The 14,547-nt window shown below is 26.6% G+C and carries 13 protein-coding genes; 2 read left to right on the forward strand and 11 right to left on the reverse strand.

What is annotated here, in order from left to right; translation table 11 throughout:
- Positions 1 to 88: 88 nt before the first annotated feature.
- The 4 genes from ABUA17_RS09840 to ABUA17_RS09855 all read right to left on the reverse strand — a co-directional run bounded on the left by ABUA17_RS09840 (position 89) and on the right by ABUA17_RS09855 (position 1,600).
- Positions 89 to 250 (reverse strand): hypothetical protein, encoded by a 162-nt coding sequence (locus ABUA17_RS09840; protein ID WP_349818009.1) that lies wholly within the window; start codon positions 248 to 250, stop codon positions 89 to 91.
- A gap of 92 nt (positions 251 to 342) precedes the next feature.
- Positions 343 to 633, reverse strand: a complete 291-nt coding sequence (locus ABUA17_RS09845; RefSeq protein ID WP_349818010.1) for a hypothetical protein — start codon at positions 631 to 633, stop codon at positions 343 to 345.
- 17 nt (positions 634 to 650) lie between these two features.
- Positions 651 to 1,160, reverse strand: coding sequence for a hypothetical protein (locus ABUA17_RS09850; RefSeq protein ID WP_349818011.1), 510 nt, complete (start codon positions 1,158 to 1,160; stop codon positions 651 to 653).
- Between the two features lie 305 nt (positions 1,161 to 1,465).
- Entirely contained in the window at positions 1,466 to 1,600 is a 135-nt protein-coding gene (locus tag ABUA17_RS09855) for a CPC_1213 family protein (protein ID WP_349818012.1), read from the reverse strand.
- Positions 1,601 to 1,812: 212 nt separating this feature from the next.
- Between ABUA17_RS09855 and ABUA17_RS09860 the strand changes: the two genes are divergently transcribed.
- Positions 1,813 to 2,427, forward strand: a complete 615-nt coding sequence (locus ABUA17_RS09860) for a hypothetical protein (protein WP_042401570.1) — start codon at positions 1,813 to 1,815, stop codon at positions 2,425 to 2,427.
- Positions 2,428 to 2,524: 97 nt separating this feature from the next.
- On the opposite strand, the gene hypE is transcribed toward ABUA17_RS09860, so the two are convergent.
- The 6 genes from hypE to ABUA17_RS09890 all read right to left on the reverse strand — a co-directional run bounded on the left by hypE (position 2,525) and on the right by ABUA17_RS09890 (position 12,897).
- On the reverse strand, positions 2,525 to 3,538 hold the full coding sequence (gene hypE, locus ABUA17_RS09865) for a hydrogenase expression/formation protein HypE (protein WP_042401574.1): 1,014 nt from the start codon (positions 3,536 to 3,538) through the stop codon (positions 2,525 to 2,527).
- A gap of 22 nt (positions 3,539 to 3,560) precedes the next feature.
- Complete coding sequence (hypD, locus tag ABUA17_RS09870) at positions 3,561 to 4,640, reverse strand: hydrogenase formation protein HypD (RefSeq protein ID WP_195951333.1); 1,080 nt, start codon at positions 4,638 to 4,640, stop codon at positions 3,561 to 3,563.
- Positions 4,624 to 4,872 (reverse strand): HypC/HybG/HupF family hydrogenase formation chaperone, encoded by a 249-nt coding sequence (locus ABUA17_RS09875; protein ID WP_042401579.1) that lies wholly within the window; start codon positions 4,870 to 4,872, stop codon positions 4,624 to 4,626. The genes hypD and ABUA17_RS09875 overlap by 17 nt, the downstream gene beginning before the upstream one ends.
- A gap of 86 nt (positions 4,873 to 4,958) precedes the next feature.
- Complete coding sequence (hypF, locus tag ABUA17_RS09880) at positions 4,959 to 7,238, reverse strand: carbamoyltransferase HypF (RefSeq protein ID WP_042401582.1); 2,280 nt, start codon at positions 7,236 to 7,238, stop codon at positions 4,959 to 4,961.
- Between the two features lie 199 nt (positions 7,239 to 7,437).
- Complete coding sequence (locus ABUA17_RS09885; RefSeq protein ID WP_042401585.1) at positions 7,438 to 8,388, reverse strand: carbohydrate kinase family protein; 951 nt, start codon at positions 8,386 to 8,388, stop codon at positions 7,438 to 7,440.
- A gap of 219 nt (positions 8,389 to 8,607) precedes the next feature.
- Complete coding sequence (locus ABUA17_RS09890) at positions 8,608 to 12,897, reverse strand: 2-hydroxyacyl-CoA dehydratase (RefSeq protein ID WP_195951332.1); 4,290 nt, start codon at positions 12,895 to 12,897, stop codon at positions 8,608 to 8,610.
- Positions 12,898 to 13,116: 219 nt separating this feature from the next.
- Between ABUA17_RS09890 and ABUA17_RS09895 the strand changes: the two genes are divergently transcribed.
- Complete coding sequence (locus ABUA17_RS09895; RefSeq protein ID WP_042401591.1) at positions 13,117 to 13,473, forward strand: tetratricopeptide repeat protein; 357 nt, start codon at positions 13,117 to 13,119, stop codon at positions 13,471 to 13,473.
- 9 nt (positions 13,474 to 13,482) lie between these two features.
- Here the strand turns inward: ABUA17_RS09895 and ABUA17_RS09900 are convergent, their stop codons facing one another.
- The gene (locus ABUA17_RS09900; protein ID WP_042401594.1) at positions 13,483 to 14,538 is read right to left on the reverse strand and encodes a transglutaminase-like domain-containing protein; all 1,056 of its coding nucleotides are present in this window, start codon (positions 14,536 to 14,538) and stop codon (positions 13,483 to 13,485) included.
- Positions 14,539 to 14,547 lie beyond the last annotated feature (9 nt).

Here is a 14,547-nt window from a genome sequence, read left to right on the forward strand (position 1 = left end):
ATATTACTGGAAATCAAAATTTCCAGTAATATTTGATTTATAAGAAACTATATTACACAAAATTATCTACAGTCTCCTCCTTATAGCATTAACTAGCTATAAGGAGCCTTTTCTGTTCTTCAATATACTTAAGTAGCTCTTTAAATGATTCATTAAATTCTCCATTTCTTTTGTACTCAACTTCGCTTAATGTTTCGTTATTTCTTTTTAGGTCATCAATTAATTTTAGTCCCTTTTCTAAGTCAAACATTTTATTATACCTCCAATAAATTTGACTTATTATTGACTACTTAATTTCTATTTGTAAAATTTTTAAAACTTTAAATAAAATTAAAAAAATATTTATACTAAATAATTTTCTAATATTACAAACTGTTCTTTTACTCCAGATAATGTTTCTATTTCCAAATTTAATCTATATCCTTGTTTTTGTAAAATATTTTGAGCTTCTACTATCCTTATTAAATCAATTGGTAATATTACTTCATTAGTTATATTAGTTAATATAGACGACATTTTACAAATTGGAAGTTTATTACCATTAGAATATCTAAGTACATTTATTATTACATCTATCTGCTTATTAAGCATTATAATTCTATCATTTATATACTGCTTAGAATTAATTTTCAATCCACTACCCCCTTATTTTAACTATTAAGTATCATCCCTGTCATTCTTTCAGATAAATCTATATTTTTTTTGTTTTCTAATTCTAATTGTAATTTTAATATTTTAATTTGCTTATTTAGTCTTAAATTTTCATCTTCTAAATTTTTATACTTAAGCTGTAACTCATTATAATTTTCTTTTAATTCAGATAGTATATTCTCTTTATCATCTATAATATCCTCACTACTATTCTCATTAGCAACGTTTGAAGTATCTTGCAAAACTGATTCAATATTCATCTGTGTATTATCTTTCAAAAACATATTTTTTACATCCTCTGTTTTTACATACAGTGCATTACCTTGTTTTTTACATTGTATTTCATTATTTCTTACCTTTCCATATAAATAATTATATTCAGTTCTTGCATCACCTCTAGCACCTGATATATTTACATCTTTTCCAAGCAAAAAACACGCTACATATGCTCCTTCAACAAGTGTAACATACTCCTTATTAGTTAATTGTATAATTTTTTCTCTTTCCATTTTTCCCTCCCATTTTTTTACTTATATTACATATTTTATTATAGAGTTTTATGTTTGGTTTGTAAAGTGTTTTTTGTATTTTTATTTGATTGTGTTTGTATATATTACAGACATATTTAAAGCAATAGTTTTAAAACAAGCTAAATACCAAAAATCATTTCTATCAAAACTATAATTTTTCACTAAAATAACAAAACCAGTAGAAATTAATATTTCTACTAGTTTTATTATTTAAATTTATAAAATACAATCTTTGATTTTAGATAGTAGCTATTTTAATAGAACCTTTTCTTAGATTTCAACTACTAATCAAAAGTACGTGGAATGAACTCATATCCTTTAGCTTTTGGTTCCTCAAAACATGCTTTTACACTTTCCACTTGTGGATTATGATTTACATTTTTGTGTTGATGTTTAGTTTTTTTCATTTTATTTGTCATAATAATCTCACCTCAATATTATCTTTTCCCTTAAAAATACTAATATCCTATAAGATGTTTTCCATTTGTACTTACTTTTAACTTTATATAAATAAAAATTTTTATAAAAACATACCTTTTTAATTTTATATTAATACCTTGAACATTTTATTATATTATTCATATTATGTATTATGACCAATTAAAACAAAAGATTATATGGAGATGATATAATGTCAGATTATTATTTTAGTTCATGTGACTACTCAAATGAAAGTCAAAGTGATTTCTCTAATAGTGATGTAAGTAATTTCTCTAATAGCAACGTAAGTGACTTTTCAAATAGTAGTACAAGTGATTTTTCAAATAGTAGTGCAAGTGATTTTTCAAATGATTTTTCAAGTAGTAACCAAGATAATTTTTCCTGTTGTGATGTTTCTATAGAAGAAAGAACTCAACTTTCAATTATAGCAAATTCAGATACTATCTGTGATTTATTATCAGAAATAGCATGCAAAAAAATATCATTAAATGGCTATTCATATTTAAATTTAAATGATAGTTGTAGTTTATTTAATTTTGTTGTTGGAAATAATAAAAGACAAAATTCAAAAGATGTAAGAACTGTTGAGTGTATATTAGACAAATGGTGTATAAATTATATTGAAAGTAAAACTATAAGAGTTACACTACCAAATGTTAAATCAGGAACTTTTGCTAAAATTTATTGCGCAGTTTCTGAAAACCTAGATGTATTTTCTTCATTTTTTGGTGAAGATAATTCATTATATATAGAAACTTCTGATAACTGCAAAGCTATTAAATGCATTAAATCAATTTTATGTTAAGATTATAATTGCACTTTAAATAAAAAAATGACAAATAGCAAATTTAATATAAATTACCTTATAAAAAAATAATTTGCTATTTGTCATTTTAATTTTATTAACAAATTCTAACTAATAATTCACCATCCGGCATACTTATAATTCTTTTACCACCAATTTTAGTTTTAAGATATAATTTATTTTTACCATCATCTATAGCTTTTCCTAAAATTACTGCATCCTGACCTACTTCATTTTTTCGCATTATTTCTAGTACCTTTAAAGCATCATCCTTATCAACAATTACAATTAACTTTCCTTCATTGGCTACATAAAGAGGATCTAATCCTAAAATATCACACATTGCAGAAACCTCTTTTTTTACTGGAATACTTCTTTCTTCAATCTCTATACTAATATTGCTATGCTCGATTATTTCATTTAGTGTTGTAGCTACTCCACCTCTTGTAGGGTCTCTTAATACCCTAACATTTTTACTTACTGATAAAATATCGTCTATTAGAAAATTTAATAAACAACAATCACTTTTAATATCTACATCAAACCCCAAATTTTCTCTATTGTTCATAATACACATTCCGTGATCACCAATAGTACCACTTAATAATATACAATCACCAGCTTGGACCATATCTCCACTATAATAATATTTTTCATCTTCTATTATTCCAATACCAGTTGTATTAATATATATTTTATCGCAACTTCCTCGTTCTACAACCTTTGTATCACCAGTTACAATTTTTACATTTGCTTTTTTAGCTGTATCAGCCATAGATTTTACTATTTTCTCTAGTTCATCAATCTCTAATCCTTCTTCAATTATAAACCCTACCGTAATATATAATGGCTTTGCTCCACTCATAGATATATCATTAACTGTTCCACAAATAGCTAGCTTACCTATATCTCCACCATTAAAAAATATTGGATTTATAACAAATGAATCTGTAGATATTGCAATTCTTCCATTTATTAACGGCAAAACTGATGAATCATTTTGTTGATTTAAAATTTCATTATTAAAATATTTATAAAATAAATTATTAATTAATTTATTAGTTGCCTTTCCACCACTACCATGACTTAAGGTTATAATTTCATTACTCATAAAATTTCTCCCTCCAACTAAATTACTTATATTTATAATAAGCAGAACAAGTTCCTTCTTCTGATACCATACATGCTCCAATTGGTGTTAGAGGTGTACATATATTCCCAAATAAATTACATTCCGTTGGTTCTTTTATACCCATTAGCACTTCTCCACAAGAACATCCTTTATTATCACTTTCCTGTATAAATTTAATATCAAATTTATTTAATGCATCAAAACGACTATATTTATTTTTAATAATTAATCCTGCATTATCTAATTTTCCTATACCTCTCCATATACTTTCGCTTTTTTCAAAAACTTCATGTATTATATTAACTGCATTTATATTTCCATCTTTTTTTACAAGTCTACTATATAAATTAACTAAATAATTTTTATTATTCTTATTCATTTCTATTATTGTATATATAGATGCTAAAATATCATTTACCTCAAACCCAGCTATAACCATTGGAATATTATATTCCACCGCTAATTTCTTAAATTGATTTTCACCAATTATCGTTGCAACATGTCCAGGACATAAAAATGCATCAATCTTTATATTAGGATTTAATACTAAACTCTTCATTGCTTCTGGCATTGTCTTTAAACTATTAAAAACCGAGAAATTATTGATATTTTCATCACTGGCTATTTTTATACTCATTGCAATGATTGGAGCAGTTGTTTCAAATCCTATACCTAAAAATATAACCTCTTTACTTGGATTCTCCCTAGCTATTTTAATACTATCTAATGGTGAATAAACAACTCTAATATCACTTCCTAATGCTTTTTCCTTACTTAATGTACTTTCCTTTCCTGGAACCCTCATCAAGTCACCAAAAGTAGTAATTATCATATTTTCTTTTTTTGATAGTTTTATTGCTGTATCAATATATCCTTGTGGCGTTACACATACAGGGCAACCTGGACCATTTATAAGCTTTATTTTCTCAGGCAATAAATCCTTTATACCATTTTTTAAAATTACATTTGTATGAGTTCCACATACCTCCATAATAGAAATTTCTGATACTACTTCGCTCTTTATCTTATCTAAAAATCTATTTGTAAGGTTAATATCTTTTAGTTTATTCAGTGTGTCCACTTCTTTCACACTCCTTAATTGCCTCACTAAGTTCACTAAATATTTCTAGAGTTTCATTAGCGTAATCTTCATCTATCTTTTGAATTGCACATCCTGCATGAACTAATACATAATCACCTTCTTTAGGCTCATTTATAAACATAATGTTCACCTTCATCTTTATCCCACCATAACTTACAGTTGCTTCATTATCGATAATAGATTCTATTCTCGCCGGAACTGCTATACACATATATTTTTCTCCTTTCAAATAAGCTATATATGAAAACTTTAATTTGCTGAATTAAATTTCCTTACACTCTTTAAACTCATTTATATTTAATTTATTTTTTCATTTGCTATTGCCAATTGTCCCAAACTAATACCACTATCATTGCAAGGAATAATTGTATGAGTTATTACCTCAAAATTATTTTCAATTAATTTAACAATAGTTCTATCAAGTAATATTTCATTTTGAAATACTCCTCCAGTAAGTATAACTTTGTTAACCTTAGTTTTTTCTCTCATCCTTTTTGCCATATCTATTGTAAATTCAACTACAGTATTATGAAATTTTGCACTAATAATATCTTTAGTAACTTTATTTCTAATATCATTAACTATTCCTATAATTATTTCATTAAATTTTATAATATATCTATCTTCTATTTTATCTATATTATATTTATAGTTATTTATTATTTCTTCATTACTTATATTTTCTAATATTATAGCTGCTTCGCCTTCAAAAGAAATCTCTTCAATTAATCCAATTAGTGCAGAAATTCCATCAAATAATCTACCTATACTTGATGTTTCAGGTGAGTTTATTTTTTTATCAATAATATTCTTAATTACACTAACACTTTTATTCTTAAGATTATTTGGTATATAGTTAATAAAGTCATCATTATATACCTTATATAGTAAAGATAACGCAATTTTCCATGGATTCTTAATAGCACTTTCTCCACCTGGTAAATTAAAATACTGTAAATGTCCAATTCTTACATATTCTTTTCTATTACATAGTAAAAATTCTCCACCCCATATTTTTTTATCATCTCCATATCCAGTTCCATCATATGCAATACCTATTACTTGTTCATTTATATCATTTTCTACCATACAGCTTACAACATGACTATGATGATGTTGTGTTTCCATAATCTTAACATCTTCATTTATATTTAAAATATCCTTCAAATTTATATCCCTATAAACAAAGCTTGGATGCATATCATAAACAATTATTTTAGGTTTTATACTATATATTTTTAAATAATGAGAAATTACTCTTTCAAACTTATTAGTAGTTTCTATATTTTTCAAATCACCTATATACTCACTCATAAATACATCATTTTTATTACTGACACTTATAGTATTTTTCAATTCTGACCCTAATGCTAAAATTTCACTTTTAGTATTCATGAATATACTTTTAGGTGAATATCCCCTAGCACTCCTTATAACTCTTTCTCTACTCTTAATAACTCTAGTAACAGAATCATCAATACTCATATAAATCTCTCTATTATTTAACAAATAATAATCCGCTATATTATTTAATTTTTCTAATGCTTGATTATTTTTATAAATTATTGGCTCTCCACTGATATTTCCACTTGTCATAACTAATATTTCTGTATTTTCATCAAATAATAAGTAATGTAAGGGCGTATATGGAAGCATTACTCCAACTCTTTTATTATTGGGTGCTAAATTATTAGGAAGGCCATAATTTTTATTCTTTTCTAATAGTACAATAGGTCTTTTATTACTTAATAATACTGCTTCTTCTTCTTTACTTAAATTACAGTATTTTTTAACAACTTCTAAATCTCTCATCATTACGGCAAAAGGCTTTTGGGGTCTCTTTTTTCTTTTTCTTAATAATCTTATTGTCTCTTCATTTTTAGCATCACAAGATAAATTAAATCCTCCTAATCCTTTAACTGCTATTATATTGCCTTCTTTAATCAACTTAATAGTTTCTGTTAAAGGATCCTCATACTTTATTAACTCTCCATTACTTTTACTTAAAAATACTATAGGACCACATTCTGGACATGCATTTGGTTGGGCATGAAACCTCCTATTCTCTGGATTATTATATTCGGCTTTACAACTTTCACACATTTCAAATTCATTCATTGTTGTTAAATCTCTATCATATGGTAAATCTTTGATTATTGAAAATCTTGGCCCACAGCATGTACAATTTGTAAAAGGATATCTATATCTTTTATTATTTTTATCAAAAATTTCAGTTTTACATTTATCACATATTGAGTAATCTGGTGAAATATATGTAGTAGGACTAATATTTTTTTCAGTTAATTTTATATAAAAGTCTGTATATTTTTGATTTACTTTTTTCTCAGTAATCTTCACTTTCTTTATTTTAGATAATAATGGTGGATTTTTGCTTAATTCAACAATAAATGCCTTTAAGTTATCTTCTTCCCCCTGAATATCTATAATAACTCCATTACTATTATTATTAACGTATCCGGTTAAACTGTTTTTTATTGCTAAGTTATAAACAAAAGGTCTAAACCCAACTCCTTGTACAATTCCATAAACATCAATAACCTTTCTTTTTTTACTCATCTGTACCCCTCTATTTGTTTATTTGAAACTACTTAACTTATTTATATAACTTTTAGCTCTACTAAAAAAATTATAATTTTATACTATTAATTAACATTAGAATCCTATTTAAATTATATCCTACAATTACCATTTTTTCAATTTCAAAGCAATTAATTGTAAAAAAATAAGACTCTATAAAGAGTCTTATCTAAAAGTATTAATTTTCATTCCAATTAGTATTTTTAACAAAATCCTCAACTAAAGCATGACACATGTCAGGATTAATAGTTTCTTCATGAGTTATTGTAATTATAGACATTGCAACAGAATACTTAAGGGTATCCTTAATATTTAAATTATTCATGTAGCCATATCCAATTCCGGCAACAAATGAATCACCTGCTCCTGTAACATTTTTAACATCTATCTTATCAGAACATGCAAGAGTTCCTTCTTCACCCTCACTAGTAATATAATATATTCCATCTGCATCTAAACTAATGAATACATTTTTTACTCCTTGTTCAATAAAAAATCTACCAGCTTTTCTTAAGTCTTCATTACTTTCAATCTTAAAACCACATAAAGCTTCTGTTTCAAATCTATTTGGTTTTATTGTATGGAAGTATTTTATTAAATGACGAATTTTTCTAGCTTTCTTTGCTGATACTGGATCTAATATAAAGTTACTTACTCCTTCATATTTCTTTAAAATATACTCTAATAAAACTGGATTATCTGAATCAACTATAGTATATTGTGCATTTCTAAAAATACTATCTTTTTCATCAATAAAACTTTCATCCATTTTATTTAAGCTTTCCATATCTACTACAGCTGATTCCATTTCACCTTGGTGATTTAAAATTGCCATATATGTTGGAGTACTTTCATTCTTTAAGAATAAAGAGTGCTCCATACTATATCCTAATTTTTTAGAATGTTCAAAAATGCTTTTTCCATTTTCATCATCACCTAAAGTTGAAATAAACTTTGTTTCCACTCCTACTCTTGCTAGATTTTCTGCAATATTTCTACATACTCCTCCAAAAGATATTTTTATATGCCCCGGTATCGAATCTCTTTGAGCATAACTTCTTCCACAAAACCCAAAAATATCAACAATTGAGGCTCCTAAAACTAAAATATAAGGATTTTTATCATTCATACTATCTCTCCTGCCACTAATTTAACGTATTAAAATATAAATACATTATAGTAAAGAGATGAAAAAAAATAAAGAGGATTTAAAAAAAATGTCGAATTTTTTTAAAGTCTTCTTTATTTTCAAGTTAACTCTTGCTTATTTTGTTCTATAAATACACTGATAATAGCTTTTAATAACTAAATCATATAAAGTTCCATCATATACAATATATAACTAACTTTATATATTATTAGTTCTTAAAGTATTAATATCTATTTTAACTTCTTTTTTATAATCATAGTTTTCTTGTGGTAGCTTTAAGTTCTTAAATGCTACCGACATCATAAGCTTTATTCTATTTAATTGATTAACTTCAGAGGCTCCTGGATCATAATCAACAGCAATAATATTTGCCAACGGGTATTTAGCTTTTAATGCTTTAATCATTCCTTTTCCTGTTACATGATTAGGTAAACATGCAAATGGTTGAATACAAACAATGTTATTCACATTATTTTCAATTAACTCAACCATCTCGCCTGTCAATAACCACCCTTCACCTGTTTGGTTACCTAAAGATACAACATTTGCTGCCTTTTCTGCTAAATGACTAATAGTAGTTGGATATCCAAATCTTTCACTATTCTGCAATTCTTTAATTACAAATTTCCTATATGCTTCAATATAGGAAATTGCAATATCACAAACAGTTTTTGTTATTTTGCTTCCTGATAAGTATCTATTTTTAAATTTTGAGTTATAACAACAATATAAAAAGAAATCTAATAATTCAGGAACTACTACTTCTGCACCTTCATTCTCCAAAACATCTACTATATTGTTATTGGCAGTTGGATGATATTTAACTAATATTTCACCTACTATGCCTACCTTCGGCTTAACTTCATTATTAATTTCAAGTGTATCAAAAGCTTTAACTATTTCTTTAACTATTTTATTCATTTCACTTTTACTACCATTTATTAGATTTTCAAATGCTTTTTCTCGATAGTATTCATATAACTTATTTGCAGATCCCTCAACAACTTCATAAGGTCTTACTCTATAAAGCACTCTCATAAATAAATCACCATAAATTATACCCATCATAAGCTTCTTTATTAATTCATATGAAATCGTAAATCCTGGTTGCTTTTCCATACCTAATGTATTTAATGAAATAATTGGAACATTAGGAAATCCCGCTTCCCTTAAACCTTTCTTCAAAAATCCAACATAATTAGTTGCTCTACAACCACCACCAGTTTGTGTAATAATTAATGCAGTTTTTTCTGGATCATATTTACCACTTTTTAATGCATGAATCATTTGTCCAATAACTAATATTGACGGATAACAAGCATCATTATTAACATATTTAACCCCTTCTTCAATTGCCTCTTTATCATTAGCAGGTAATACCTCAATATTATATCCACTAGCCTTTGCCGCTTTTTCTATAAATTGAAAATGCATAGGCGACATTTGAGGTGCAAGTATTGTCCAATCTTTTTTCATTTCCTTTGTAAACACATTGTTTTGATAGCTGTTATCTACACTTTTTAATACAACATTATTTCTTTCCCTTTCTTCCATTGCTGCCTTTAACGATCTTATCCTTATCTTAACTGCACCTAAATTACTTCCTTCATCTATTTTTATTAAAGTGTATATCTTTCCTCTACTAGCTAATATTTCAGATACCTGATCGCTTGTAACAGCATCTAAGCCACAACCAAATGATGTTAACTGTATTAATTCTAAATCTTTTCTTTCCTTTACAAAGGCAGCAGCTCTATATAATCTAGTATGATACATCCATTGGTCCACAACTCTTATTGGTCTATTTAAATTTCCTAAATGAGCAACACTATCTTCAGTAAAAACTACCATATTAAATGATGTTATAATATCTGTTAGTCCATGATTGATTTCAGGGTCAATATGATAAGGTCTACCACTTAAAACTATACCTTTCATATTATTATCTTCAATATACTTTAATGTTTCTTCACCTTTTTTTCTTATATCATTAACTACACTTTCTCTTTCGTTAAAAGCTGCATCCACTGCATTTCTTATTTCTTTTTTAGTAACATTAAACTCTTCAAAAATTTCATAAAGTCTTTTATAAAGCTTCTCTTTATTGTGCAATGACAAAAATGGCGAAAGATATTTTATTCCTTTATCTTTTAATTCATCTATATTATTTTTAATAACATCTGGATATGATGTAACCATAGGACAATTATAATGATTATTAGCCCCACTATCTTCTTTATATTCATAAGGAATACATGGATAAAAAATAGTTTTAATTCCTTTGTTAATTAAATACATAATATGACCATGACTTATTTTAGCTGGATAGCAAGCTGATTCTGATGGTATAGTTTCTATTCCTAATTTAAATATATCCTTATTAGAAATTGGAGATAATACAACCCTAAATTTTAATTTTGTTAAGAAAGTAAACCAAAATGGATAATTTTCATAAATATTTAAAACACGAGGTATACCAATTTCTCCCCTTATTGCCTCTTCTTTACTTAAAGGTTTATAAGAAAATATTCTTTTTAACTTGTATTTATATAAATTAGGTACATTTGCTTTTTTCTCAATATTACCAAGAGGTCTTTCACACCTATTTCCTGTAATATAATTTTCACTTTCACTGAATTTATTAATTGTTAATAAGCAGTTATTTCCACATCTTCCACATCTCTCACAACTTGTTTCCATTGTAAAATCATTGATTTTATCTCTTGTTATTAATGATGATGTCTCTCCTTCTGTGTAATTTTCCTTAGCTATTAATGCTGCTCCATACGCTCCCATTAATCCCGCTATTTCAGGTCTTACAACATCAATGCCTGTAACTTTTTCAAAGCTTCTTAATATTCCATCATTATAAAAAGTACCACCTTGTACTATAATATTTTTGCCTAATTCATCAAAATTTCTAATCTTAATTACCTTATATAAGGCATTTTTAATTACTGAATAAGAAAGACCTGCAGAAATATCTGCAATGCTTGCACCTTCTTTTTGTACTTGCTTTACCTTTGAATTCATGAATACAGTACATCTTGAACCTAAATCAACTGGATGTTTTGATTTAATAGACAATTTAGCAAATTCATCAATTGAAATTCCCAAAGATTTACTAAATCCTTCAATAAATGAACCACATCCTGATGAACACGCTTCATTTAATAAAATGTTATTAATAACTCCATCTTTAATCATTAAGGCTTTCATATCTTGTCCGCCTATATCTAATATAAAATCCACATTAGGCATAAATTCTTTTGCACCTCTAAAATGACAAATTGTTTCTATCTCACCAATATCAACACCAAGAGCTGCCTTTATTAATCCTTCTCCATAACCTGTAACTGTAGCTTTTGCTATCTTTACATCTTTATTTAATAATATATAAATTTCTTTTAAAATATCTATAGTTTTATTTAAAGGACTTCCTTCATTATTATTATAGCTAGAATATAATAACTCTCCTTTTTCTCCTAATACAACCGCTTTAGTTGTAGTAGAACCTGCATCTATTCCTATAAATACTTTCCCCTTGTATTCAGATAAATTTCCTTTAGGAACAGTGCTTAAACTATGTCTTTCCTTAAATTTATTATAATCTTCTTCATCAATAAATAATGGTTCTAATGATTCATTCACTATTGTTTTAGCATTAATTTCATTTAGTCTTCTAATTAGCTCATTAGAATTAATTATCTCACTGTTTTCAGCTAAAATTGCAGCTCCTAAAGCAACATAAATTTCAGAATTATTGGGTGCAAAGTATTCACCTTCTTTTAAATTTAAAGTTTTTATAAATCTATCTCTTAAACTATCAAGAAAATGAAGAGGACCACCAAGAAATGCAACATTCCCCCTAATAGGTTTCCCACATGCTAGTCCACTTATTGTTTGATCTACAACAGCTTGAAATATTGATGCTGCAATATCACTTTTCTTTGCTCCTTCATTAATTAATGGTTGTATATCAGTTTTCGCAAAAACTCCACATCTTGAAGCAATTGGATAAATGTTAGTTGCCTCTTTAGCTAATATATTCAACCCTTTTGCGTCAGTATTTAATAAAATAGCCATTTGATCAATAAATGCTCCTGTTCCACCAGCACATGTTCCATTCATCCTTTGGTCTATTCCACCTTTTAAATACGTTATTTTAGCGTCTTCTCCTCCAAGTTCAATAACAACATCTGTTTTACTTATAAATTCCTCTACTGCTCTAGTACAAGATATAACTTCTTGCTCAAATTTGCACTTTAACCACTGTGATACCCCTATTCCACCAGAGCCTGTAACTGTAACTTTTAAATTAACATTACCTATACTTTTAAAACATTCCTTTAATGAATTATCTAAAGTAGTTTTTATATCGGAAAAATGTCTCCTATAATCACTATAAATTACTTTATTATAATTATCTAATACCACAACTTTTATTGTAGTAGATCCTACATCAATTCCCAATTTATAACTTCTCATATTTTACCACTCTTTCCAATTAATATATCGCACTAATTATATCACATAAATTTTATTTTTTCATATCAAATAACTATTTTTACCAAATTTTGTTTATTATTCAATGTTTGTTCTATATTATTTAATAATATATTATCTTCTAAAATATATATTTAATGAATAATATTATGTGGTAAAGACAATAATTAGAATATCTGAGTAAATACTTAGGAGGTTAATATGAGTTACTTTAATGAAGGAAATAAATATTATAATAATAAAGATTACTCTAAAGCAATCGAAAATTACATAGAATCTATTGAAGTTGGTGAAAATGAAAGTTGCGCTTATTATAACGCAGGTGTATGTTATATTAAACTTAAGGATTTTAATAGCGCAATTGAAATGCTTAAGAAAGCTTTAAGTATACAAAAAGAAAGTAAATATTATTTTAATTTAGCTTATTGCTATGCAATGCTCGAAAATGTAAATAAAGCATTAATTTATTTTAATAGAGCTTGGGCTTTAGATGCTTCAGATAAAGACTGCGAAAAAGCTATAAACCTATTAATTTCTAAAAATAAAAAAGCGCTTTAATAAGCGCTTTTACCATTCTCCTGCAATACTATCAGTTATATGATCTTCATAAAAATCATAATTATTAAAATAATCTCCTGCTAAATAAAAAGTAGTATCTACCGGTATCCAACTTTCTATATCACTAATATAAACTTCATTCCATGCATGTGGTCCATATTGCTTCCCATCATATGCTGTTCCCGTTAATAATCTAACCTTTAAATCTACTGCTCTAGCCATTGCAACATAAAGACAAGAGTAGTCAAAACAAATACCACTTCTATTTTCAAATGCTGAAATAGCTCCGCTATTTTCAACTTTTTCATTATTTAATGCTTTTTCTGCTCTATCATAATCATACTCTATATTACTTCCAATCCAAGAATACAAAATTCTAGCTTTATCAATATCACTTGTTACACCTTTTGTTAATTCTTTTGCCATCTCATCAATTTCATTTGTAGATTTAATTCCTTCTTCTAATGTAACACCATTATAATAAATAATTATATTGCTTGTTGGTAGAAAGTTTTCTACAATTTCATCTGTAAGATCACTATTATTTTGGGCTATTTCAGAAGATAACTTCTCATAAACTTTATTATTACTAAATAAATCAATTCTATTATAAATTCCTATAGTATTATTATACATAATTAATGCTACAAAAAATATAAGTATTGACATTATTCCTTTTACTATTCCAAATATTGATGATAATATAACAATCAAAATACTATTTGCCTTATTTAATCCCTTAAACATTGGTATAATAATTTTCTTAGATATCACATAAAATGATACTTGAAGTAAAAAGAATAATCCTACTAATAATGCTATTTTACAAACATCACCATAAATACCATCTAATTTAAGATATGAAATTGATATTTTAGTAATACCTTTAATAATAACATCAATCTTTAAAGCAATTATTAAAATCGTAATAAATATAGAAATATAATAAAGGACCCTCTCTAGCGCAAAAGTTACATTTCTTCCATTCAATGACCTTTTCACACTTTCTGTAACTCCTAAAATTATAATAAAAAAACATATAGCATAAGAGAGTATTTCATTCATTAAGATTGC

Source organism: Clostridium sp. RTP31139st1_H3_RTP31139_211217 (assembly GCF_040227035.1).
GTDB classification, from domain to species: domain Bacteria; phylum Bacillota; class Clostridia; order Clostridiales; family Clostridiaceae; genus Clostridium; species Clostridium saudiense.